The organism is Pseudoalteromonas sp. FUC4 (assembly GCF_008370255.1).
Classification (GTDB): domain Bacteria; phylum Pseudomonadota; class Gammaproteobacteria; order Enterobacterales; family Alteromonadaceae; genus Pseudoalteromonas.
On record NZ_SEUI01000003.1, the window covers coordinates 27,454 to 53,161 of the forward strand.

General features: G+C 39.0%; 19 protein-coding genes. 9 read left to right on the plus strand and 10 right to left on the minus strand.

Annotated features, from left to right (window positions below; translation table 11 throughout):
• The 3 genes from EU510_RS09600 to elbB form a co-directional block, all read right to left on the minus strand.
• Positions 1-2,565, minus strand: coding sequence for a diguanylate cyclase domain-containing protein (locus tag EU510_RS09600; RefSeq protein ID WP_149593318.1), 2,565 nt, complete (start codon positions 2,563-2,565; stop codon positions 1-3).
• A gap of 164 nt (positions 2,566-2,729) precedes the next feature.
• Entirely contained in the window at positions 2,730-3,125 is a 396-nt protein-coding gene (locus EU510_RS09605; protein ID WP_149593319.1) for a c-type cytochrome, read from the minus strand.
• Positions 3,126-3,358: 233 nt separating this feature from the next.
• Positions 3,359-4,006: an isoprenoid biosynthesis glyoxalase ElbB gene (gene elbB / locus EU510_RS09610; RefSeq protein ID WP_149593320.1), complete on the minus strand. Its 648-nt coding sequence runs from the start codon at positions 4,004-4,006 to the stop codon at positions 3,359-3,361.
• 524 nt (positions 4,007-4,530) lie between these two features.
• On the opposite strand from elbB, the gene polA reads away from it, so the two are divergent.
• The 3 genes from polA to EU510_RS09625 all read left to right on the plus strand — a co-directional run bounded on the left by polA (position 4,531) and on the right by EU510_RS09625 (position 8,855).
• Complete coding sequence (gene polA / locus EU510_RS09615; RefSeq protein ID WP_149593321.1) at positions 4,531-7,266, plus strand: DNA polymerase I; 2,736 nt, start codon at positions 4,531-4,533, stop codon at positions 7,264-7,266.
• 486 nt (positions 7,267-7,752) lie between these two features.
• Positions 7,753-8,340: a YceI family protein gene (locus EU510_RS09620; RefSeq protein WP_149593322.1), complete on the plus strand. Its 588-nt coding sequence runs from the start codon at positions 7,753-7,755 to the stop codon at positions 8,338-8,340.
• Positions 8,337-8,855, plus strand: a complete 519-nt coding sequence (locus EU510_RS09625) for a DUF1285 domain-containing protein (RefSeq protein WP_149593323.1) — start codon at positions 8,337-8,339, stop codon at positions 8,853-8,855. The genes EU510_RS09620 and EU510_RS09625 overlap by 4 nt, the downstream gene beginning before the upstream one ends.
• A gap of 9 nt (positions 8,856-8,864) precedes the next feature.
• Here EU510_RS09625 and yihA read toward each other — a convergent pair whose 3' ends face one another.
• Entirely contained in the window at positions 8,865-9,533 is a 669-nt protein-coding gene (yihA, locus tag EU510_RS09630) for a ribosome biogenesis GTP-binding protein YihA/YsxC (RefSeq protein WP_008165591.1), read from the minus strand.
• A 281-nt stretch (positions 9,534-9,814) separates the two neighbouring features.
• Between yihA and EU510_RS09635 the strand changes: the two genes are divergently transcribed.
• The 3 genes from EU510_RS09635 (at position 9,815) to EU510_RS09645 (ending at position 12,309) form a co-directional block, all read left to right on the plus strand.
• Positions 9,815-10,447, plus strand: a complete 633-nt coding sequence (locus tag EU510_RS09635; RefSeq protein ID WP_024600405.1) for a c-type cytochrome — start codon at positions 9,815-9,817, stop codon at positions 10,445-10,447.
• A 749-nt stretch (positions 10,448-11,196) separates the two neighbouring features.
• Positions 11,197-11,781, plus strand: coding sequence for a Der GTPase-activating protein YihI (gene yihI / locus EU510_RS09640; RefSeq protein ID WP_149593324.1), 585 nt, complete (start codon positions 11,197-11,199; stop codon positions 11,779-11,781).
• A 12-nt stretch (positions 11,782-11,793) separates the two neighbouring features.
• Positions 11,794-12,309, plus strand: a complete 516-nt coding sequence (locus tag EU510_RS09645; protein ID WP_149593325.1) for a DUF2489 domain-containing protein — start codon at positions 11,794-11,796, stop codon at positions 12,307-12,309.
• Between the two features lie 76 nt (positions 12,310-12,385).
• On the opposite strand, the gene hemN is transcribed toward EU510_RS09645, so the two are convergent.
• Together hemN and yjgA are read right to left on the minus strand one after the other, a co-directional pair.
• Positions 12,386-13,759: an oxygen-independent coproporphyrinogen III oxidase gene (gene hemN, locus EU510_RS09650; RefSeq protein WP_149593326.1), complete on the minus strand. Its 1,374-nt coding sequence runs from the start codon at positions 13,757-13,759 to the stop codon at positions 12,386-12,388.
• A 124-nt stretch (positions 13,760-13,883) separates the two neighbouring features.
• Positions 13,884-14,417, minus strand: coding sequence for a ribosome biogenesis factor YjgA (gene yjgA / locus EU510_RS09655; RefSeq protein ID WP_008137688.1), 534 nt, complete (start codon positions 14,415-14,417; stop codon positions 13,884-13,886).
• Between the two features lie 144 nt (positions 14,418-14,561).
• Here yjgA and pmbA point away from each other — a divergent pair, with 144 nt between their 5' ends.
• From pmbA to EU510_RS09670, 3 genes are all read left to right on the plus strand, one after another.
• The gene (pmbA, locus tag EU510_RS09660) at positions 14,562-15,911 is read left to right on the plus strand and encodes a metalloprotease PmbA (protein WP_149593327.1); all 1,350 of its coding nucleotides are present in this window, start codon (positions 14,562-14,564) and stop codon (positions 15,909-15,911) included.
• A gap of 72 nt (positions 15,912-15,983) precedes the next feature.
• Entirely contained in the window at positions 15,984-16,469 is a 486-nt protein-coding gene (locus tag EU510_RS09665; RefSeq protein ID WP_149593328.1) for a DUF721 domain-containing protein, read from the plus strand.
• A gap of 416 nt (positions 16,470-16,885) precedes the next feature.
• Positions 16,886-18,961, plus strand: coding sequence for a M13 family metallopeptidase (locus EU510_RS09670; RefSeq protein WP_149593329.1), 2,076 nt, complete (start codon positions 16,886-16,888; stop codon positions 18,959-18,961).
• Between the two features lie 46 nt (positions 18,962-19,007).
• On the opposite strand, the gene EU510_RS09675 is transcribed toward EU510_RS09670, so the two are convergent.
• The 4 genes from EU510_RS09675 to EU510_RS09690 all read right to left on the minus strand — a co-directional run bounded on the left by EU510_RS09675 (position 19,008) and on the right by EU510_RS09690 (position 25,696).
• On the minus strand, positions 19,008-20,108 hold the full coding sequence (locus tag EU510_RS09675; protein ID WP_149593330.1) for a phosphotransferase enzyme family protein: 1,101 nt from the start codon (positions 20,106-20,108) through the stop codon (positions 19,008-19,010).
• Between the two features lie 22 nt (positions 20,109-20,130).
• A complete protein-coding gene (mutT, locus tag EU510_RS09680; protein WP_149593331.1) occupies positions 20,131-20,529 on the minus strand; it encodes an 8-oxo-dGTP diphosphatase MutT in 399 nt (132 codons plus the stop codon).
• 59 nt (positions 20,530-20,588) lie between these two features.
• Positions 20,589-23,297, minus strand: a complete 2,709-nt coding sequence (gene secA, locus EU510_RS09685; RefSeq protein WP_149593332.1) for a preprotein translocase subunit SecA — start codon at positions 23,295-23,297, stop codon at positions 20,589-20,591.
• 371 nt (positions 23,298-23,668) lie between these two features.
• On the minus strand, positions 23,669-25,696 hold the full coding sequence (locus tag EU510_RS09690; protein WP_149593333.1) for a methyl-accepting chemotaxis protein: 2,028 nt from the start codon (positions 25,694-25,696) through the stop codon (positions 23,669-23,671).
• Between the last annotated feature and the right edge of the window lie 12 nt (positions 25,697-25,708).

Here is a 25,708-nt window from a genome sequence, read left to right on the forward strand (position 1 = left end):
TTATAAAGACTGGGTTGCTTGTACTTCAGGTAACTCAGCGCACACTAAAGCGTGTTGTTTCCCCACAAAAAAAGCCAAACCATGCTTGTCTAACAAAGCCCTAAAATTAAGTATTGATGGGCCTTTAGCAATGATCTTCATTGCTTTGAGCTTTGTAATTGCAAGCACTCCCTGTAGCTGAAAATCGTAACTTTCTTGTTGTAAAACACGTTTACTAAAGGTTGAACTAAGTAGCAGATAGTCAAAATTGATATCGGTTAGTAAATTCAGCTCGCACCTGTCTTTAGCAAAATTGTTTAAACCAATTGAATAGCCTAGCTGTGGTAGTTTTTTTAGGTTTTCTATTTGTGTTGCACTTGCATGGCGAATTTCTTGTTCATCAAATAATAAACAAAGCTGGCTTTGTCCTTGCTGTTTATTTAACGTATCTGTAAATAAAACAAATTCGTGCTCTTCGAGTAGCAAAGCAGAGCAAGGAACCAGTGCCATAGTTACATTTGCAGCAATTGCTTGCGCATAAGCGCGTTGTAATAGTTGTAACTCTACTTGCAGGTGCTGCTCTTTATCTGATGCAAACTTTTTCAAAATATCAAAGCTAGTAAAGCCAAGTATTGGGTGTTCACCAAATGCTTCAAATAAAGATTCAGACTGATGTTGCTCATCAAGCGTAATTATTTCTGAGCTTCTAAAACTCATAGGGAGTATATCAAGGTGATGTTGTGCTTTTAGAGCCTGCGCAGGTATTGATTGTGTTAGTAGCGGATGAAATAGCTCGTAGCGATTTTTTCCTGAATTTTTAGCGTGATACATTGCGGCATCAGCATCACGAATAATTTCATCCGTATGCATATAGCTTTTTTTTGAATAGGTTATCCCTATACTCGCACCACTTTGTAAATATTCCCCTTTAAGGCAAAAAGGCTTTTCCATTAAGTCGATAATACGATTAGCAACATCTTCTGCTTGTTGAGGCTCAGTTAAATGCGTTAATAAAATTACAAACTCATCGCCACCTAGGCGCGCCAGTAAATCATGCTCGCGTATACACTGGGCAAATAATTCACTCACGTTAATCAAAAACTGATCGCCAGCATGGTGACCAAGCTGGTCGTTAATATCTTTAAATTTATCTAAATCAATAAACAAAACAGCAAAGTGATGTTCAGGAAAGCGCTGATAATGTTGTAGCGTTTTTTCAAGCTGAGTTAAAAATAGGCTGCGATTAGGTAAGCTAGTAAGAGAGTCATGATGTGCATCATGATAAAGCTGCTGCTCTATTTTTTTACGCTCATCTATTTGCATTTGTAAATGCAGATTAGTTTGACGCAACTCTTTGGTTTTTTCGTTTACTCTAAATTCAAGTTCTTGATGGCTTTTCGCAATCGCTTGATTAGCGAGTTTGGTTTGTAATACAGCTGCAATTTGATGCGATACAAAGGTCATTAATTCGCAATCATCTTGGCTAAAAATATGTTTGTTATCGTAAGCTTGGCAAACAAGAAGGCCGATAACACCTTGAGCTGTTTTAAGTGGGGCGCCTAACCAACTAGTGGCCATTTGCTCTTTAGGCACAGGAGCTGAGCGCTGTACTACACCATTCTCTATCAATTCTTTTGCTCTATACGGGTGTATAAGCTGTGTTTCTTCTGTACTTATTACCAGCTCACTATAGCCTTTAGCAAAGCGCCTGGGTTGTGTGTTTTCTTTAAATTCATCAACACAATAGGGGAAGCTAATCCAACCAGATTCTTTATCATAAAGTGCAATATATAAGTTTTCTGCGTAGGTAATTGTTTTTATTATTTGATGTATCTTAAAGTAAGCATCTTCAAGGTTTTTAGCTTGCGTTGCTATTTCAGATATTTTGAACAGAATTTGCTGGCGTTGAAGCGCACGTTTGCGCTGCTCTATTTCAAGGTTTAACGCATCGTTACTTTGAGTGAGTGCTCGGGTACGAATTTTAACTTCTGACTCAAGGAGCTCTCGTTTTTTCACTCGCTCTATTGCAGTCGCTAAGTAAAGCGACATAAACTCAAGTAATTGTATTTGTTGTGAGCTATAAACTTGTTTTGTATCGTAACTTTGCGCTGCTAATACACCAATAATGTTATGTTCTTGGTAAACCGGAACACCTACCCAATGCTCCGCTGGAGTGCCTAATGCTTTGAATAAGCCTTCTGCTGCAGCGTCTTCCATTTGTTTTTTGGTAAAGCATGTTGTTTTACCTTGTTTAAATACGTAGCCTGTTGCACCTTCATCAAAACTATTCGACTGATTAAGCGGCACAGCAATACCATCTTTTTCGTCTGAAAAATAAGAAAGCTCTAACGATTGACTATGTTGATTTAACAGCACCACATAAAAGCTTTTACTTGGTACATACTTTTGTAAAATATCGTGGATGGCAGGATATAATAGGGTTAGCTCGGCAACAGTACTAGCTTGCTCTGATAATTGGATCAGGGCATTTTGCAAATGATGTGATTGTTTGTATTTTTCGAGTAGCGTTTTAAGACGTTTATTTTGATACGCTAATTTACTCGATACGGGGTGTTTATCTTCCAATGATCTAACCGGCTATTTTTATTGTATAGTTATTAGCCATATAATTTCACTTTTAATGCTTATCGTCAAGTTGATATTCCTACTAAAATAGCGGCTATAAGCACTATTTTATGCATTAAAAAAGGCTTACCGAAGTAAACCTTTTTTGTGTATTTCAATTGTATTTATTTAGATGTCATGAAATCGATAGCAGCGCTAATTTCATCGTCAGAACAATCCATACATGTGCCTTTTGGAGGCATGGCATTAAAGCCATTTAGTGCATGCTCAAGTAAAGTGTCTTTACCTTTTGCAATGCGCGGAGCCCAATCGTCAGCTGATTTAGGCGCGCCTAGTGCGCCAGTACCGTGACATGCAAAACATGCACCTTGATACACTTGCTCACCAGAACGAGGGCCTGTAGGCGCCGCTGCAACAGCAGCTTTATCGCCTTCAAGGTATACAGCACCAACCGGCGCGAGACGTGCTTTAATTGCATCTTCAGTCATAGAGTTATCATATGGCTGTGCGTATGCGGTGGTTGCTAGCATTAATAATGCTGCAGCTGTTAATTTTTTCATTTTGCCTTGCTCACTTCGATTTGAACGTGATCAATCACGATTAAAGATGACGGAAATTAAACCGATTATAACTCTCTGAGCCAATTTATAAAATGCTAAGAGTCGTTTTTATTAATAAAACTGACTACTTTTTGCGTTAACGCAATAAAATTTAATTATTTACTGTTTTTTGTTAAGCAATTTAATAAGCGCAGTCAGTTATACAATTAACTTTTTAGATCCTAAGATCAAAATCAATTTATTGATAATACGCTACTAACGAGCTTTGCGATCCCTGCATCGGCTTCAAGAATCGATTCTGCCAACATGTAAGCAGGGGTGGTAACTAGCTTATTTGGTTTATCGATAACTACACCGTCAACCGCACAATCTATATGTTTAGCGCCTAATGTACTTAGCGCTTGTGCTGTCTCTACATCGTTACCAATAGTAAGTTCGGCGTTATCGTAAATAAATGGGAGCAATGCGGGTGCGATACACATATAACCTGCAGGCTTATTCGCTTTTGCAAATGATTTACAAGCATTAAGAACGTCCTGATTAATATTTGCTTTTGCGCCTTTAATTGCAAAATCGCATAAGTTTTTTGCAGCACCGAAACCGCCAGGTACAATTAATGCGTCAAACTGAGTCACGTCTAGTTCAATCAGTGATTTAATGTCACCTCGTGCAATGCGAGCAGCTTCTGTTAATACATTGCGTTTATCAGGCATTACTTCACCTGTTAAATGGTTAATGGTATGAAGTTGTTCAATATCTGGTGCAAAGCACTGATACGTTGCGCCATTTTTGGCTATATGTAATAAAGTTAAAATTGCTTCATTAATTTCACTACCATCGTACACACCAGACCCTGCTAATATTACTGCTACGTTTTTCATGCTTTTGTGCCCCTAAAGTCTTTTTTATAAGTCGATCGGATGAAGTTTAACATGCTCAAAATTTCTCGCGAAAATAAATTTTTAGTACAAAAATCATTCGCAGTGCAAGTCGTTTTGCGGTTTATGCCATTTACGATCACTTTGCCTTTAAAAAAATTATAAAGGATCGCTATGATCTTCGATCCATTGTGCTAGAATACTCCTCCGGTTATTTAAATGGACGCGAATAATCAAAGTGAATAACAACACAAACAGTCGTTAGAAAACCTTTTTCCACATTGGTTTAAAATAATAAAAAAAGAACCTCGTATTATCTTTTTTAAATTAAAACATACAGTTAAAGTATTTTCTAGGCATTTTATAATGCTTTGGAAGGATAGCTCGTGGCTGTTATCTACACACTTATCCACAGCTTGCTCTAGTTTTAATAACACGATAAACAGTAATTCACAGTCGTTTTATTTACTACCTTATGGCATGCTTATAATTACCTTAATTTTTTGCATTTAGGATCCAAATTCACCATGGCTCAGATCCCCGAAAACCCACTTATTTTAGTTGATGGCTCGTCATATTTATTTCGTGCTTATCATTCTCCGCCGCATTTAACTAATTCTAAAGGTGAGGCTACGGGCGCTATTTATGGCGTGATCAACATGCTTAAAAGCTTGATCAGACAATATGATCCCTCACACATGGTGGTTATATTTGATGCTAAAGGCAAAACGTTCCGTAACGATATGTATAGCGAATATAAGGCAAATCGCCCGCCGATGCCGGATGACTTACGTACGCAAATAGCACCAATACATAGCATTATCAAAGCGATGGGTTTTCCGCTAATTAGCATCGAAGGCGTTGAAGCTGATGATGTTATTGGCACATTTGCACGTATTGCAACTGAGCAAAAACGGCATGTCCTTGTCTCCACTGGTGATAAAGATATGGCGCAACTTGTAAATGAACACGTTACGTTAATAAACACGATGACCGACAGTATTTCAGACCCTGTTACCGTAGTTGAAAAGTTTGGTGTAGGCCCCGAGCTTATTATCGATTACTTGGCACTAATGGGCGATAAGGTCGATAATATCCCTGGTGTTGAAGGCTGTGGTCCAAAAACGGCCGTTAAGTGGTTAGAGAAATACGGCTCGTTGAAAGGTGTAATGGATCACGCCAGTGAGATTAAGGGTAAAATAGGTGAAAAGTTAGCTGCAGCTCTTGATCATCTGCCTTTAAGTTATGAGCTTGCAACAATAAAATGTGATGTGGAAGTTGAATCAGATCTTGATACCTTTAAGCTTCAAGAGCCAAATAAAGACGAATTAATTGCATTATATGGTGAGTGCGAATTCCGTCGTTGGTTAGCTGAGTTACTCGATAACCCTAAAGATGCAGAAACACACCTAGCGGTACCTACCGAAGCGACTGAATTACCAAAAGTAGAAGACGCTCATTACGAAACTATTTTAACTGAGGCGCAATTTGATACGCTGATCAATCAATTAAACAGTGCTGAACTATTTGCATTTGATACAGAAACAACCAGCCTAGATTACATGGAAGCGCAATTAGTGGGTATGAGCTTTGCCGTAAAAGCGGGTGAAGCTGTGTATTTACCGGTAGCGCATGACTACCCCGGTGCGCCTGAACAATTAAGCCTTGAATTTGTAATGCAAAAGCTGGGTCCAATTTTGGCAGATGAAAACAAAGCTAAAGTAGGGCAAAACCTTAAATATGATAAAAGCGTATTAGCGAATGTAGGCTTTGCGTTAAATGGTATTAAGTTTGACACCATGCTTGAGTCGTACGTATTTAATAGTGTGGGCACGCGTCACGATATGGACTCGCTAGCACTTAAATACCTAGGTCATAAAAATATTAGCTTTGAAGATATTGCTGGCAAAGGTAAAAAGCAACTTACCTTTAACCAAATTGAACTTGAAAAAGCAGCGCCTTACGCGGCAGAAGATGCTGATATTACGTTGCGTTTACACGAAGTACTTTGGCCAAAAGTAGCAGCGGATGAAAAACTAAAATCGGTTTTTTTAGATATAGAAATGCCACTTGTTAGTGTTATTTCTGACATTGAACGCACCGGTGTTGCAATAGATAGCAATATGCTTGCAGCACATAGCCAACGTTTAGGTGAGCGTTTAATTGAGCTTGAAAAAGAAGCGTTTGAAATAGCAGGCGAACCATTTAATTTAAGTTCTCCGAAGCAACTACAAGTATTGCTGTTTGAAAAGCTTGGGCTGCCAATTATCAAAAAAACGCCTAAAGGTGCACCTTCTACCGCAGAAGAAGTACTGCAAGAGCTTGCGCATGATTATCCGCTACCTAAAGTAATCATTGAGCATCGTGGTTTATCAAAGCTTAAATCAACGTATACCGATAAGTTACCATTAATGGTGAACGAGAAAACACAGCGCGTGCATACCTCTTACCATCAGGCAATTACAGCAACAGGGCGCTTAAGCTCAACCGATCCTAATTTACAAAATATTCCTATTCGTTCAGAAGAAGGGCGTCGTATTCGTGAAGCGTTTATAGCGGCAGATGGTTATAAAATTGTCGCTGCCGATTATAGCCAAATTGAGCTGCGTATTATGGCGCATCTTTCACAAGATAAAGGCCTATTAAATGCCTTTGCTAACGGCTTAGATGTGCATAGTGCAACTGCTGCTGAAGTATTTGGTGTAGAGCTTGATGATGTAACCACCGATATGCGCCGTAAAGCCAAAGCAGTAAACTTTGGCTTAATTTACGGTATGTCGGCATTTGGTTTAGCACGTCAACTAGATGTGCCACGCCATGAAGCGCAGCATTATATTGATAAATACTTTGAGCGTTTCCCTGGTGTACTTGAATACATGGAAACAACCCGCGAAAAAGCTGCTGAAAATGGCTACGTTGAAACTATTTTTGGCCGTCGTTTGCATTTACCAGAAATTAACGCACGTAATGGTGCGCGCAGAAAAGGAGCCGAACGTGCTGCTATTAACGCGCCAATGCAAGGTACTGCCGCTGATATTATTAAAAAGGCAATGCTGAGCGTCAATCGTTGGGTACACGAACAAACACCAAATACGATTAAGTTACTTATGCAAGTACACGATGAATTAGTATTTGAAATTAAAACAGACTGCACAGAGCAATACACAAAACATATTTGTGAGCTGATGTCGCAAGCTGCTGCGCTTGATGTACCACTTATAGTTGAAGCCGATGAAGGCGACAACTGGGAACAAGCCCATTAATACCATTTATGTATTTTAATTAAAGCGCCTTTTGGCGCTTTTTTTATGTTTAATAAAAATGGCGAATAACAGCTATTTAATTTGCTACATGCAAGCTTTAGTTAAAATAACGTTAATTTAAGCAACTATTTGTATTAAATAGTTATATGTTCGTCAATTCGAGCTATTTTACAGGAATATGATTGTATTTTAATGCGTGCTTTTGTTAAAGTCCCGCCTGTCCTATCCTGTAGGACATCCTGTTGATGATGCATCTGAAAGGGTGCAACAAATTGATAGCTTCTCCCCAGTTTGCTATACCGGCCTACCAACTTGTTTGGTGGGCCGTTTTTTATTCTATCTTTGAAAATTCTACTCTATTTATGCTTTTTGTTGTGTTATTCATTCGTCACTTTGTGGTGGTTTGGGTACATTGCAGGTGATACCATCAAAGCGCTATTATTTTTCATTTTTATTATTTTTCAATTTATCACTAAGGAGTGCGTTATGTTTAAAGCATTAGCTATTGCAGGTTTTTCTTTATCAAGTTTAGTTATCTCTAATGTTGCCCAAGCTAATTGGCAGCTAGTGAATGATAAAAGCCAATTAAGCTTTGTCTCTATAAAAAAGAACTCTGTTGCCGAAGCTCACCACTTTACCAATCTTGAAGGTATGCTTTCTGATAAAGGTGAGTTTAGCGTTAATGTTGATTTAACATCAGCTGAAACCCTAATTCCTATTCGAAATGAGCGTTTAACGGCATTGTTGTTTGAAGCGGCTAAATTTCCCAATGCTGTTTTAACTGCCAATTTAACTAAAGAGCTGAGTAATATTAAAAAGCCTGGTCAATATGTATTGAAAGGCATTAAAGCTGAGCTTGATTTTCATGGTAATAAAAAACCACTGGTTATTGATGTACTTGTTAATAGCACACAAAGTGGCGATTTAACTGTGTCATCATTTACACCTATTATTATTAATAGTGCTGATTTCGGTGTAACGGAAGGTGTTAAACAGTTGCAAAAATTAGCAGGCCTACCTTCAATCGCAACAGCGGTGCCTGTTACGTTTGCAATTACACTTAAAAAGCAGTGATTTCTTTAAGTGAGCTTAGCAAGCAATTAAGCGAGCCAAGCAAACCTTTTGATAGTTGGCAGCCTAACCATTGTGGGGAACTGCCGATTGTCATCAATCATGACGGTAAATGGTTTTACGATGGCAGCGAAATAACCCGCCCAGCCATGGTGAAGCTTTTTGCTTCTGTTCTATGTAGAGAAGATGAGCAATTTTATTTAAAAACACCTGTCGAAAAAATAACAATAACGGTTGATGATGCGCCGTTTATTATTGTTGATTGGCGTTTTGAAAATACAGTGCAAGGGCTGGTGTTGTGTTGTATTGATAATTTAGCTAGGCAGTGGTTGGTGAGCGCCCAGCAGCCTTTAGTTATAAAAGACTATAAAGGGTCAAAAGTACCTTATTTAAAGTTACCTTATGGCTGTAGTGCGCGAGTTTCACGCAGTGTATTTTATCAGTGGGCTGAAAAAGCCGAGTCTGACAAGCTCGGCTATTTTATTAAGTCTGCAGGAAAGCAGTTTTATTTATCCTAATACCAGAGCTTAAGCCTCTGGGTTAGTTTCGTCTGTGACTACTTCATCAGTAGGTGGTACAGCAATAACAGGCCCTAAAAACCATTCATCTAGCTTTTTAGCAACTTCTGGTAAGCCTGTGCCTTTTAATGATGAAAACGCATGAACTGTAATATCCCCATCAAGCGTGCTTAATTCACGACGAACTTGCAGTACTTGTGATTTACGAGGACCTTGCTTTAATTTGTCGGCCTTAGTTAATAGTGCTAATACTGGAATTTCACTACCAATAGCCCAATTAATTAAATCGCGGTCTAAATCTTTTAACGGATGACGAATATCCATTAAAATAACAATACCCTTTAAGCTTTGACGCTTTTGCAGATATTCACCTAGCGACTTCTGCCATTTCTTTTTCATTTCGATTGGCACTTTAGCAAAACCATAGCCTGGTAAATCGATAAGGCGCATATCGTCAACATCAGCTAAATCGAATGTATTAATTAGCTGAGTACGTCCTGGAGTTTTACTTGTACGTGCTAGTTTTTGATCGGTTAATGCATTTAATGCACTCGACTTACCTGCGTTGGAGCGACCGGCAAACGCAACTTCAATTCCCGTATCAGCAGGTAATTTAGTAATGTCGGGAGCGCTTGTTACGAAAGACGCAGTATTATATTTGATACGAGATTTGAGCACAGGCTCTCCTAAAACTTAAAAAAATAACATTGAGTAAACCAAATTCACTCAGGGCGCGTATTTTATACTATAAAGGATGTATTAAAAAGCGTATTTAACCACCTAAAAACAGCACCTATGGTACATTTAAAACATGTTAAAGCTTAATCTAAGTCAAAACCCTGTAAATTATAAGCTTAATATGTGTAGAAAACGTGCCAGAGAATTTATTATCGTGTAGAATATATGTATTACAGCATCACGATTGTAGATGATACAGGGTCGGAAACAGAGAATTCACCATGAAAAAAATAGCACTATCTTTAACAATATTGCTTGGTGCGTTGTCAGCAAGCAACGCAACAGCATTTGATGGCGATGTAAACGCAGGTAAAGAAAAATCAGCAACGTGTGCGGCTTGTCACGGCCCAGACGGTAATGCGCCGGTTAATATTTACCCTAAAATTGCAGGTCAACATCCAGATTATATCCTTAAGCAACTTCAGGATTTAAAATTAGGTATGACATCAGGCGGCAAAGAAGGGCGTATGGATCCAGTAATGAGCGCTATGGCTATGCCACTAAGCGAGCAAGACATGAAAGATCTAGCAGCTTATTTTTCTTCAATGAACATGTCTGAAGGTGCTACACCTAAAGATGTCGTTGAAGTAGGCGAAATGCTCTTTAAAGCAGGTGACGCAGAGCGTGGAATTCCATCATGTGCAGCATGTCATGGCCCACGTGGTAATGGCTCGTCACTGGCTAAGTTTCCAAAAATTTCTTTTCAGCATCCTGGATATATCAAGTCTCAACTTGAAAAGTTCCGTGATGGCACTCGCCATAATGACTTAAATGGCATGATGGGCGACATTGCAAAGAAATTAACAGATAAAGACATTGAAGTACTATCTCAGTACTTAGGTGGCTTACACTAAAGTCGTATTTATTTAGCAGTTGATAATAAATACACTACAATGTGTTACAAAAAGCAGCTAAGGCTGCTTTTTTTGTGCCTATAATTAACGATATCACCCTTTTGTATGTAAGACATTGACTATGCTATCTTGTGAGAAAAGTCTTATTTTATTTTTAAATAATAAGCTAAGCTATTGTAATTTAACGTTTATGTGTTTTTTAAGTACAATAATTATAATAAAAGTTATATAAATCAGTTGTAACAAAATTATTAACGAGTAAATTAACCCCTGTCGTAAAAACAATAACAAAACGGAAACAGCTATAAGGAAAGTGGCGCGGCATGACTACATAGCACAAGATTGGTGCTACTAAAGGAAATAATAAAAAAGTGTCAGGATGACCGAAAATAATAAAAAACTCATGGAAGTTTAATAATAAAAACAAAATGGAATGTAACAAGGAACGTAAAAATAATAACAATACGGACTGATAATAATAAAAATAATAAAGACTAAAAAAGTCGAAGGGAGAAGTGTCCAGATAATGGCGCTCAGATTAGCAGGCGGTAGAGATGTTTTCTCTACCGCCTTTTTATTTGTCCTGTTACAATACCCACCGTTTAAAATTAGCGATTAATTAGCTAAGGCGCTTTTAAATGAGAAACCCAACCTCTATAGCGCAAACTGAATTCTTCTGGCTAGGCCAGCACTGCGATGCCCATTAATTTGCGCTTCGCTCAAAACCTCTTAAGTGAGATGATCAAGATATGAGTAGAACTAAAAAGTCACGCAAAAGCCCAGCAAACGGACCTGTTCGTTTAAGCCAAGATAAGCTTAAAGAAATGCGCGCATTAAAAGAGCAGAGAGTTAAAAAAACCAAAGGCGCAAAGCCCGGTTCTCGTAATGCGCCAGATTTACTTGATAGCGAAAGCCAAAATAGTAATCATGCGCCTAAAGATAAGCGTGTAGGCAGTAAAAAGCCTGTGCCGTTAATCGCAACCGCGCCTGAGCCTAAAGTTGAAATGAAACGCAACTTAAAGCCAACTATTGAGCTAAAAAAAGTAATCGAGCCTGAATTTACACCTGAACAAGAGCTAGAAGCACTTGAGAATGACGAACGTTTACTTAAACTAGTAGAGCGTCATGAAAAAGGTGAAATGCTAACAGGTAAAGATGCTAAGTACTTCAATAGTCGCATTGCCCGTCATCAGGCGTTATGTGAAATTCTTGGTATTGAAGATGAGGACGAAGACGAGTTTGAAGATGATATTGAAAGCAAAGGCAGCTCTGACTTCGATCAATACTTATCTGATGATTTAGCTAACGAATGGCTAGATGAAGACGACAAATAGTAAGGATAAATAATGAGTACCTCGGTAATTTTAGCCTTACTTTTAGGCGCTGCTATCATAGCTGGTTTGGCATTTTATGCGGGTCAGTTGCTGTATAAGTTAAATGCGCAAAAAAAGTTAATTGCTAAAACGCAGGCTGAGCAAAAGCAAAAGCTTGAAAAGTCGCGTTTAAAGCGAAACGCAAAACTAGCCGATAGTATTCATTTAATCGCACGTGCAATGAATGAAGAGCAGTGTGAGTTTTCTGAAGGCTGTTTACGCATATGGGTACTTATCTCTCAGTATGCCTTTGAAAGCGAGCGTGATTTAACGACGCAGTATCCTGGTATTTATAAAATGTATCAGGTAGTTAAAGAAATGCCGACGCACGACGCACGTAAAAAATACTCTAAAAAAGAGATTTTTAAGCTGGATAAGGCTCGTTGGCAAGCTGAAAAAACACTTAAAGATGAAGTTAAAGCTGATTGCGCTAAAATTATCATCGAGTTTAAAGCCGCTCCAGGTAGCGATAAAGTCGTTTTTAATTAAAGCTACAACTTAAATACAAAAAGCAGACCTAGGTCTGCTTTTTTTGTGCCGATGTATTTATTATCCAGAGTTCAGGTTAAATCACTCTTGAAAAACGCGTCGCATTTATTTGTTTCTGTAAGTGAGCATCAAAGCACATACAAATAATACGAATAAATAAGTTACCGCGTGGTGTTACGCTAATTTTATTATCAATTATAGTGACTAGCCCATCTTTTATAAGTGGCGTTAGCGCTACTAATGCATCCTCAAAGTAGTCATTAAATATAAGGGCGTGTTTTTCACTAAATGCTTGTATATCTAACTCAAATTGACAAATGAGCTGCTTAATAGCATCAGCACGAATTACATCATCATGTGTTAAGTGCATGCCCTTATTAAGTGCACAGCCGCCTTGTGTTTCTACGCTGTGGTAATAATGTTTTAATTCTTTTTGATTTTGTAAAATGGCGGTGCCAATCTGCGAAATCGATGACACGCCTAAACCTAATAAATCACAATTTCCATGGGTTGTATAACCTTGAAAGTTACGATGTAACTTACCTTCATTTTGTGCAACAGCTAGTTCGTTATCAGTTTTTGCAAAGTGGTCCATACCAATAAATTGATAACCTGCCTGCGTCATTTGCTCCAGCGTATTTTTAAACATAGTGAGCTTATTATGTGCACTGGGTAAATCTGCATCTTTAATCTTACGCTGTGCGGCAAAGCGCTCAGGTAAATGCGCGTAGTTAAACACTGATACACGATCAGGGCTTAGCTCAATAAGTTGCTCAATAGTTTGCTTAAAGCTCTCTGGCGTTTGTAGAGGCAGACCGTAAATCATATCTGCATTAATAGATTGAAATCCCAGCTCGCGAGCTTGTGTAATTAATTGTTTTACAGTACCTGCATTTTGCGGACGATTAACAGCAAGTTGCACGTCGTCATTAAAGTCCTGAATCCCAAACGAGACGCGGTTAAAGCCAAGCATTCTTAAATCAACAAGCATATTGTCGGCAAGTGAACGTGGGTCTATTTCAATGCCGCGCTCTGTGGTGCTTGTAAAATTAAAGTGCTGTTCTAAAATCGCCATTAAACGAGTCATTTGTTTTGCTGTTAAAAAGGTGGGAGTACCGCCACCTAAATGTAATTGCTCAACCGTGTAGCTTTTAAATAAAGGCGCTTGGGCAGTAATTTCTTTTGCTAAAAAGTCGAGATACGTATCTGCCTTAGATTGATGGCGGGTAATTATTTTATTACAGCCACAGTAGTAGCAAAGCTGGCTACAAAACGGAATATGAATATATAAAGAAAGAGAGCGACTTGTTGACGATTCTATAGCGCTTAGTAGATCTTGTTGCTCATACCCGTCACGCAGTGATAAAGCGGTGGGATACGAGGTATAACGCGGACCAGACACATTATATTTGTTTATTAGGGTTTGATCCCATTGTGGAAGTTTAATCATCACGCGCACCTAAGTATTTATTCAGGGGGTGATTATAAAAAAGTACGCAGTAAGGCGGTTTGATCTATAACAAAAAAGGTGCCGAAGCACCTTTTTTAATAAAATATCAATTAATGCGGTCTAATTAATATGTAACAGTATGGGCATCTTTGAGATATTGAAATAACTCTTTATAACCTTTACCCGGCTTTTCAGCTTTCGCTTCTTTTGCCGCATTACGAACCAATTGACGCATTTGCTGACGATCAAGAGACGGGAACTGCTCAATAGTCTCATTGATAAGGTCATCGCCTTGTTCAATTAGGTCTGAACGTAGTTGCTCAATTTTTTTGACCAATACTTCAGCTTGGTTATTTTTATTAAGCATCACATCGATAATCGCTTTAATATCATCAATGTTTTCTACAGTACGCAGTGTTTTAGCGATGTAATTTAAGTGGCGACGGTACGCGTCGCTTTTGTTACTTATTTTATCAGCAACAACCATCGCTTCTTTTAAATCGTCATTTAATGGTAGGCGTTCGCGCTGTTTTTTACCCATTTTGGCAATTTCAGTACCTAACTGATGAAACTCTTGCGCTTCGCGTTTAAGCTCCGTTCTTGATACATATTCAATTTCTTCTTCAATTTCAGCAGGCTTGCCTTTTTTCTTTGCCATGGGGTGCTCTTAAATAAAAATAACTTTTTCCATTATACATGAATATGATACTTAGGAATATTAGCTGATGTGATGCATTGAGTGTGTTAGCATTTAAATATAAGAAATGCGTGCATTATGCCTCTAAGGCTCAGGACTTAATTTATGAAAAGCCAACAAAACGATCCAATTTATTCTCAAATATCTCAAGTTAAAGATGCGGTAGCAGAAGTACTCGAACATGCTAAAAAATTAGGCGCTACAGCTGCAGAAGCTGCGATGTCTAGCACGTCTGGTTTATCGGTTAGTACACGAATGGGTGAAGTAGAAACCATTGAGTTCAACCAAGACGGCGGCTTAGGTATTAGTGTATATGTTGGTAATAATAAAGGCTCGGCGTCAACAGCTGATTTAAATCCAAAAACATTGCGCACGGTAGTCGAAAAAGCGATTGATATAGCCAAATTTACATCGGATGACCCATTTAACGGCGTTGCTGATAAAGAGTTACTTGAATTTAATCCTAAAGATTTAGATTTATACCATCCTTGGGATGTAAGCCCTGAGGAAGGCATTGATCTTTGTCATGCTGCTGAGCAAGCTGCATTAAATGCAGATGAGCGCATTGTTAACTCTGATGGTGCGAGCTTTTCATCGCATCAGGGGTTACGTGTTTATGGTAACAGCCACGGTTTAATTGCAGGCTTTCCGCGCACTCGTCACAGTATTAGTACTATGGTAATAGGCCAAGATGGCGAGCATATGCAACGCGACTCTGCTTATACAGTTGCTCGCGATCAGGCTGGTTTAAATGATGCGGCGGCAGTGGGTCTTGAAGCGGCAGCTGAAACCTTAGCTAAGTTAAACAGCCAAAAGCTAGGCACAATGAAAGTGCCTGTTATTTTTAGAGCCGATATTGCAAATTCATTGTTTGGTCACTTGGTGTCGGCAATTGGTGGTGGTGCGCTTTATCGTAAATCAAGTTTTTTACTTGATAGCTTAGGCACTCAGGTATTTAGTAATAGTGTGAATATTGCTGAGCGCCCACATATTTTAAAAGGGTTGGCATCGTCACCGTTTGATAGCGAAGGTGTTAAAACATTCGATAGAGAAATTATTCAAGGCGGCGAGCTACAAACCTATTTATTAGCAAGTTATGCCGCACGCAAAATGAATATGACGCCGACAGGCCATGCGGGCGGTATACATAACTGGCTTGTTGAGCAAACTCATAACGATTTAACTGCACTATTAAAAACCATGGGTACTGGCTTATTAGTTACAGAGCTAATGGGGCAGGGCGTAAATACAGTAACGGGTGACTATTCTCGTGGTGCTGCAGGTTTTTGGGTTGAGAATGGTGAAATTCAATATCCTGTAAGTGAAATTACCATTGCTGGTAATTTAAAAGACATGTTTAAAGGCATTTCCGCCATTGGTGGTGATATAGAGCGTCGTGGTGGTATTCAAACCGGCTCAGTATTAATAGAGCAAATGCAAATAGCTGGCGCGTAGTATTAATACGCAGTGTATACTTAGACCCAGAGTATTATCTCTGGGTCTAAGTGAGCTTTTACGAGGTGTAAAATGGCTAAAGATAGATATGCACCAAAACCGCTAACCGATATTATGGCGGGGTTAAATAGTCGTTTATCGGCTTATGCAGGCAAAAGCCAAGCACTTGATACACAGCAAACCCTATTAAAAGATTTTTTAGGTCCTAAATTGGGTGATAAATGCCGAGTTAGTAATTACCGAGATGGCACGCTAATGATAGAGGCGGTATCTGCGCCTATCGCGCTTAGGCTTAATTATTTAAAAATGGATATGCTTTCACATTTTAGAGCAGCTGGAATGGCAGAGCTCGGACAAATAAAAATAACTGCAAATCCTCAAGCAACTCAAAGATTAAGTACTGCGAACAAGTCGGGCAGTCCTACCGTTACCAACTCACGTAAAATGAGTGAGCAAACAGCGGATTACTTAAACGCGATAGCATCGTCTGCGCCCCCTTCATTAAAAGAAAAACTAGAGCGTTTAGCGCTTCACGGAAAAAATAAAAGCAAGTCTTAACTACTCACCATCTTGTTATTGATGGGGCTAATTTGGCAGCTCACCGCATTCAAAATACTTTGTTACATATTCCATTTTATTGTTGGCTTAATGAGGTTTATGATACTGCGTGGTGTGCTTTATTATTTAAAGCTCCCTTGATACCCATTCCATTAAGTAAAAGCGTACAGGCAGTGCTATTTTTACTCCTGCTATATTCAAGAATTTAATGGAGTTGGTATGTGATACCAACCTGCATAAATCTTTGATCAATTTAACGAATTAAATTGTACTATAACGTCGTTAAAAATTTTTTATTTAGAACAACTAGATACAAAAACTTTTGCCTAGTTCTAGCGTAATTTTCTTAACGTTAAATAGACCCCATACATAAGCAGATTGGTATGATTTAATTCTAACTAACAAACGGAATCATTATGAATAAAGTAACAATGGCCGCTGCGAGTATAGCGCTTGCACTTGGTCTAGTAGGTTGTGGTGAAAAACAACAAGAAACTAAAGTAACCGATACTCCTGTAGTAACAGCACCCGCTGAAAAGCCACTAGAGCTTGGTATTGAACTAGCGAATATGGATAGTTCAGTACGCGCACAAGACGATTTTTATTACCATGTAAACGGTGAGTGGCTAGCAAAAACTGAAATACCAGGTGATAAATCTAACTACGGTTCTTTTTCGCAGCTATATGATGAGTCACAAAAAGCGATGAAAATTGCCCTTGAAAGTGCAGCCGCAAACAAGGCCGCTAAAAAAGGCAGCGATGAGTATAAAATTGGCGCATTTTATAAAAGCTACATGAATAAAGATGCGCGTAATGAGTTAGGTATTACGCCATTACAACCGTCATTAGATACGATTGATAGCATTAAATCTAAAGCTGATTTAGTGGGTTTAATGGCTAAAATCCAAAAACAAGGTGGTACTTTACCATTTGGTTGGTTTGTAAATAACGATGCTAAAAACTCAAGCGAGTATGCATTGTATTTATCTCAGTCGGGTCTTGGTTTACCAGATCGTGATTATTACTTAAATGATGACGAAAAATTCACTAAAATTCGCGCTTCTTACGAGCAATACATCACAGATGTTTTAGCAAAGTCAGGCGTTAAAAATGCAGCAGAAGCTGCCAAGAGCGTACTTGCATTTGAAAAAACACTAGCTGATGCTCAGTGGAGCCGTGTGCAAAGCCGCGATGCAACTAAATCTTATAACAAGATGACAGTAGCAGATGCTAGTAAGCTAATGGGTGAACTTGATTTAGCCGCATTCTTTAAAGATGCCGGCGTGAGTGTAAGTGATATTATTGTACGTCAACCTAGCTACTTAGAAGCGCTTGCTACTATTTATAAAGATACAGATTTAGCAACGTGGAAAAACTACTTAAAATTTCATTTTGTAAGCGGTTATGCAGAGCTACTTAGTGAAGACTTAGTTAACCTTAACTTTGACTTCTATAGCACAACACTTCGTGGCGTAGAAGAACAAGCACCACTTTGGAAGCAAGCGGTTGACGCATCTAACAGTGTACTTGGTGAAATTTTAGGTAAGGTATACGTTAAAGATAACTTCCCGCCAGAAGCTAAAGCGCGCATGGAAGAGTTAGTTGATAACGTAATTAAAGGCTATGGCGTTGCTATTGAAAATCTTGAGTGGATGAGCCCTGAAACAAAGCTTGCAGCGAAAGAAAAGTTAGACAAATTTACGCCTAAGATTGGTTACCCAGATACATGGAAAGATTACTCAGAGCTAGAGATTAACTCAGATGAACTAGTAGGTAATTATATCCGTTATAGCGAATGGGCATACGCAGACATGATTGCTAAATTGGGTAAACCAGTTGATCGCTCTGAGTGGCACATGACTCCGCAAACAGTAAATGCGTATTACAATCCAGTAAACAATGAAATTGTATTCCCAGCCGCTATTTTACAACCACCATTCTTTAATTTAGAAGCAGATGATGCTGTAAACTACGGCGCAATTGGCGCAGTAATTGGGCATGAGCTTGGTCATGGTTTTGACGACCAAGGTGCTAAATACGACGGTGATGGCAACTTACGTAACTGGTGGAGTGAGACTGACCTTAAGCAATTTGAAGAGCGTACAGCGGCTTTAGTTGCACAGTATAACGAATATAAACCGTTTGAAGATGCAAGTGTTAATGGCGAGCTAACGCTTGGCGAAAATATTGGTGACTTAGGTGGCTTAACGGTTGCGCATAAAGCGTATATGCTGTCTTTAGGTGACAAAAAAGCACCAGTGATAGATGGTTACACAGGCGATCAACGTTTCTTTATGGGTTGGTCACAAATTTGGCGTCGTAACTATCGCGATGAAGAGTTACGTAATCGTTTACTAACAGACCCTCATTCACCAAGCCACTACCGTGTAATCGGTATCTTGTCGAACATGCCTGAGTTTTATGAAGCGTTTGACGTAAAAGAAGGTGATAAAATGTATATCAAGCCAGAAGATCGCGTAAAAATTTGGTAATTTACTAAATAGACCGATTTAAAGTTAATAAAAAACCAGTAAGTTTTTAGCTTACTGGTTTTTTTGTATCTTGAATTTTTTTATCGACTAAGCACGCGTGCATCCATTCTTCGTTACTCAGTATGTTTTTATAAAGCGCGAGTTGGTTTTTTGCTCGTTCTAAATTATGCTCTGCATGAGCCACTTTAAAGTACACATCGTTATTTAAGTAATCAGTTAAAAAGCGCACACTTAACATGAGCGGCATTATTTTAGCGCCTAATAATAAGCTTTCTTGCTCTAGTATACTCATGCTGCTTTTTAATGGCGTTACATAGCCTTTAACAATAGCTGAAAATATATCTTTTCGAATAACAACGTTGTGTAAGTTAGTTGAATCCTCAGCTTCGGGGGAGCAAAATGTACGCACCATGTCACCAAAATCATAAAGCCTAAATCCTGCCATACAGGTGTCTAAATCAATAACGGCTTTTGCTTTGTGAGTTGTATTACAAAACAGCATATTATTTATTTTTGTATCGTTATGGCACACTCTAAGCGGTATGTGTTTAGCTATACTACTAAGCTCGGTAATTAAATGCTGCTGCGTTAAGCAATACTCTATTTCGTCAGCGCAGTGCTTTACTCTATTAATTACGTTGTTAGTGATTGCGGTATTTAATTGCTCAAAACGCATCGCTAAGTTATGAAAATCAGGAATTACAGTGTGTAGCTGTTGCGCATTAAAATCTTGTAATGCATGAGCAAATGCGCCAAAGGCGTAAGCCGCTTGCTCGCTCTGCTGGGTATTTTTAACAACGTCTTCGCTGTAGCTATCGCTAATATAGTTAAGGACGCGATAATACGCATTATCAATTTTTATTAAGTGTTCGTCGTTTTGTGTAGTTATATGTTTGATTATTTCAAGCGGGTAATTATTTTGCAGTTGTTTAGCATTTAAATGCAGCTCAATTAGTTTTGCATTACTCACTAACTGAGCAGGGTTTTTAAATACCTCAGTATTTAGTTTTTGCACAATAAACTGTTTATCAATACTTGTAAGTAGCCATGTACTATTTATATGGCCGCTACCAATCGCAGTAACTTGAGTTAACTCAGGGGGCAGTGTTAATAGTTCGCTTAGCTTATTTTGTATTGAGATATTCATTGTGCTCACTTATGCCTTTTTTTTATGCGTATCGGGCAACTATTTTTTCGATAATTTCAGCATTCGCTTCAGGAAAATCATAATTTTCTAATTCAGTAATTGCTACCCATTCGCTAGGTTGCCCTTCAGCGCCATGTGCCTCACCGCTAAAGTTACTTACTACATGTACATCTAATTTAACGCATTTATCGCCGTAGTCATGCTCAATCACCATTAGCTGGCTAGAGCTGTGAATTGTGATCCCCACTTCTTCTGTTAGTTCACGCTTAAGCGCTGCAAATACGCTTTCTCCGGACTCTACTTTGCCACCCGGAAATTCCCATAAGCCACCTTGATGTTGCTCCTCGGCGCGCTTACAAATAAAAATGGCATTGTTTTTTTTAATAACACCTACGGCTACATTTACTATTTTTATTGTCATATTTTACTCCATAAAAAAAGCGACGCTAGCGTCGCTTTTTAATTACTTACAATGTGTGACTATTTTAATTTACCACAACACTGTTTGAATTTTTGACCTGAACCACAAGGACACGGATCATTACGGCCAACTTTTGGCTCTGTTCTAGCCATTACTGTCGCTGTTTCTGGCGCTTCGCCACCTACGTGCTCAGCTTCTTCATGTTGGTATTCGCGAGGAGCATTTTCACTTTTACGGTGTTGCTCTTCTACTTTTTCAACATCTTCTTCTGCGCGTACTTGTACTTTACTTAGAATGCTTACAACATCTACTTTCAAGTTTTCAAGCATTTCAGAGAACAGTTCAAACGATTCACGCTTGTATTCTTGCTTAGGATTCTTTTGCGCGTAACCACGTAAATGAATACCTTGGCGTAGATGATCCATTGCAGCAAGGTGATCTTTCCAATGCTGATCAAGGCTTTGTAGCATAATCGCTTTTTCGAATTGACGTAAAACAGAATCGCCAACTTGCTCTTCTTTTTGCTTATATGACTGCTCAACCGCCTGCTCAATACGCTCACGAAGCTTTTCTTCGTATAGCTTATTGTCATCAGCTAACCACTGAGTGATTGGTAGTTCAATTAAGAAGTCTTGCTTTAAACGCTCTTCAAGTCCAGGCACATCCCACATTTCAGCAAGACTTTGTGGTGCAATGTACTGATCAATAACACCAGCAAGTACATCACCACGAATTGCAGTAATAGTTTCTGAAATATCACCTTCTTCAAGCAGTTCGTTACGCTGAGAATAAACAACACGACGTTGATCGTTTGCTACATCATCGTACTCAAGTAGTTGCTTACGAACGTCGAAGTTACGTGCTTCTACTTTACGTTGTGCATTTTCAATCGCACGGTTAACCCATGGATGTTCAATTGCTTCACCGCGTTGCATACCGAGTTTACGCATCATGTTAGTCATACGCTCACCGGCAAATATACGCATTAGCGCATCGTCCATCGATAAGTAAAAACGGCTTGAACCAGCATCACCTTGACGACCAGAACGACCACGTAATTGGTTATCTATACGACGAGATTCGTGACGTTCAGTACCAATGATATGTAAACCGCCGGCATCAATTACTGCATCGTGGCGAATTTTCCACGCAGCTTTAATTTCAGCTATTTGTTCGTCAGTTGGGTTTTCAAGTTTTTCAACCTCACTGTTCCAGTTACCACCTAACACGATATCGGTACCACGACCGGCCATGTTTGTTGCAATTGTTACTGTCCCTGGTAGGCCTGCATCTGAAACAATGTCAGCTTCTTGCGCATGAAATTTAGCATTAAGTACATTGTGCTTAATTTTTTCTTTGCGTAAAAACTGCGATAAATACTCAGAGCTTTCAATTGAAATAGTACCAACAAGCACCGGTTGTCCACGGTCTTGGCAGTCTTTAATATCAATTAAAATAGCTTCGTATTTTTCTTCTTGTGTTAAATAAACTAAATCGGCGCGGTCATCACGAATCATCGGCTTATTAGTTGGCATAACAACGGTATCAAGGCCGTAGATTGACTGAAACTCAAATGCTTCAGTATCGGCTGTACCTGTCATACCTGCTAGCGTTTCGTATAAACGGAAGTAGTTTTGGAACGTAATAGAGGCAAGTGTTTGGTTCTCGTTTTGAATTTTTACACCTTCTTTTGCTTCAACAGCTTGGTGTAAACCTTCTGACCAACGACGACCTTCCATCGAGCGACCAGTATGCTCATCAATAATGATTACTTCGTTTTCTTTTACTACGTAATCAACATCTTTTTGGTATAGCTTGTGAGCACGAAGGGCTGCATAAACGTGGCTTAGTAGCGTAATGCTTGCTGCTGAATAAAGCGAATCGCCTTCTTCAATTAAGCCGCGTTCAGAAAGTAGCTCTTCTACTTTGATCTGGCCACGTTCTGTTAAATGAACTTGCTTAGACTTTTCATCGATTGTGTAGTCGCCATCGCCTTCAATACCTTCTTCGTCTTCTTTTTCTTGAAGTTCAAGTAAAGGAACGATGGTATTTATTTCAGTGTATAGCTCAGAGCTGTCCTCAGCTGGGCCTGAAATAATAAGTGGCGTACGTGCTTCATCGATTAAGATTGAATCCACTTCATCGACTACAGCATAAAATAATGGACGTTGAACTCGTTCATCAATGCTAAAAGCCATATTATCGCGAAGATAGTCAAAACCAAATTCGTTATTTGTACCGTATGTAATGTCGGCAGTATAAGCTAGCTTCTTCTGCTGTGGCATCATACCCGGTACGTTACAGCCTACAGTAAGGCCTAAAAATTCAAATAACGCACGATTGGTTTCAGCATCACGTTTAGCAAGATAGTCATTCACAGTAATTACGTGAACACCTTTGCCTGTTAAACCGTTTAAATAAGCTGGTAGGGTCGCTGTTAGTGTTTTACCTTCACCGGTACGCATTTCTGCAATACGACCTTGATGTAAAACCATACCACCTAATAACTGCACGTCGAAATGACGCATACCATTTACACGTTTTGATGCTTCACGTACCACAGCAAAAGCTTCAGGTAGAATGTCGTCAAGGCTTTGTCCGTTATCGTAACGTTCTCTAAACTCAGCTGTTTTAGCTCTTAAATCTTCATCAGAAAGCGCTTCAAGTTGCGTTTCTAGCGCATTGATTAGCGCGACCGTCTTTCTTAAGTTTTTAATAGTGCGGTCATTGCGACTACCAAAAAGCTTGGTAAATAAATTAGATATCATGATAAAACCGTTACAATGTATTCTTTGTCAGCCGAGTATCGGCTAACCCATTTTTAACAATTGGTAATTAATATGTGCTTTTGAGTAACACTTAGAACATATTAATTAGCAATTTTGTATTAAACCGTTCAAAAAGCACTGTTTATTACGTGCGCTACTATACCAGACTCTGCCAAACAACAAACTATCTCAATAAAAAGATCTGTGTATAAAATCGAAAAATTTGATCTGGTTCGTAAAAATAACTTTGTATTACCCAATTACAGTAAAAATAGCAGTGAACTGTAAAGATATGGTGCTAAATAAATTAAAAACAAGGGTTATAGTTGCGCTTAAGTTTTAGAGTTAAACACAACTATAAAATGTAGGTTTTATAATTTAAATTGATTAACCGTTTTGTTAAGCGCCGCCGCTAAATCACTTAAGTCACGAGCTTCGTCAGCGAGGGTGTGCGCATGGTCAGCGGTACTGTTCACTAAGTTATTAATTGCCGAAAGACTCGTATTAATATCTTCAGCAACAACTGTTTGCTCCTCGGTAGATGTGGCTATTTGATGACTTTGGTCTTGTACTTTAGTAACCGACTGCGCAATATTGTGAAGTGAGCTAAGCACTTCTTTAGTTTGAAGCACTGAGCCCTCGGTTTGATCTTGCCCTTGTTGCATCATTACTGAGGCTTGTTGAGCTATTTGCTGCAATCGCGAAATCATATTTCGGATATCGTCAGTTGATTCTTGAGTGCGACTTGCTAGTGAGCGCACTTCATCAGCAACAACGGCAAAGCCTCTACCGTGTTCACCCGCACGAGCAGCTTCTATAGCCGCATTAAGTGCAAGTAAGTTGGTTTGATCGGCAATTGAGTTAATTACATCGACTAATGCACCAATATTATTACTTTCTTGCTCAAGACCTGCAACCACTTTAGATGCTTCGCCAATATGTAATGCCAGTTCAGTCATTACTGTTTGCGCCTGTGTAGAGCGGCTAGCACCTTCAGCTGTAATTGCTTGTACTTCTTCAGCTGCGTTATTTGTATGTTGTGCATTGCGTGATATTTCAAGCACGGTAGTTGCCATTTCAGTCACGGCTGCGCTCACGCTATCAACTTGCTGCTTTTCTTGCTGAATTTCAGAATTTGTTTGTTCAGAAACACTTCTTAACTGGGCAGCAGCGTTACTTAGTTGCTCTGCTTGGGCTGCGGTTTCGAGCATCATGGCGCGTAACTTATCAATAAACGTATTCATGTGATTGGCCAGTTGGCCGACTTCATCTTGGCTATCAATATCAATTTTTTGAGTAAGATCGCCTTCGCCCGATGCTATATCACGCATAATGTGTGTAAGCGTTGTAATGGGTTTTGAAATCATATGGGTAGCCCATAAAATCATGGCCAATATAATGATTAAGATAATAATTACTGCAGTTGTTGTTGCGGTTACTGCGGCATTTACGGGCGCTTCAATCATACTAGTTGGAATAAGTAAGCCTACATACCAATCTATATAAGGCTGCTCTAACTGCAGACGATGGTAAACCACATAAAACTGCTCACCTTTAAAAGTAACCATTTGGCTGCCTTCAAGGTTTTTTCGCATTTGTGTATTTAACTCTTTAAAGCCTGTTGTATTTGTAAATTGTTGCTCAAGCGCATCGAGCCCTTCTTTACCGTTTGCACCTTCATCTGTAATTGAAAGTTTATGCCCAGTGGCTTTTGAAAAATGAACTACTTTCTGATTACCATCGAGTAAAAAACCATAGCCTTGCCCGTTAAAGCGAATATTTTCGACCATGTCGTTAATTTTGTTTAATTGTAAATCAACACCACCCATGCCAATAAGTTTACGCTGAGCGTTATAAACAGGTTGTTGTACTACAGCCGATGCTACGCCTGTGGTTAAATCAACAGAGATTGGACCTACGTAAAGCTTGTTAACTCGCATGGCTTCTTGCCACCAACCACGCTTGTAAGCGTAATAAGGCTGGCCGTTGTAGTGACTTGTACGCTCGTTTTCTTTAAAGTATTCACCGGTGGTTGCTGAGGCAAAAAAGGCCGATAAAATGTTTTCGTCATTTGAGCTTAAACGTACAAAATCTTGGTTTACTTCGTTGTAGCCAGGTGCACTTTCAAGTGCTTGATCGCGAGTATCCCAATTTTCAAAAAAGGTGATTAAATGTGGGTTATTAACAAAGGTTGATACCATTTTACCGTACATCGCGAAGTAACTTTGCATTGAAAGTTGCTCGGTCTGTAGATAACTTTGTGCTTCGTTTTCTATGTTTTCTCTAGAAAGGTTGGCAATGTGTTTAACAAAAAATGTTGAGGCGATAATTAGTAAAACGGTAATTGTTCCACCAATCAATAATAATATTTTCTTCCGTAATGATAAATTATTTAGCATGAGTACACATAT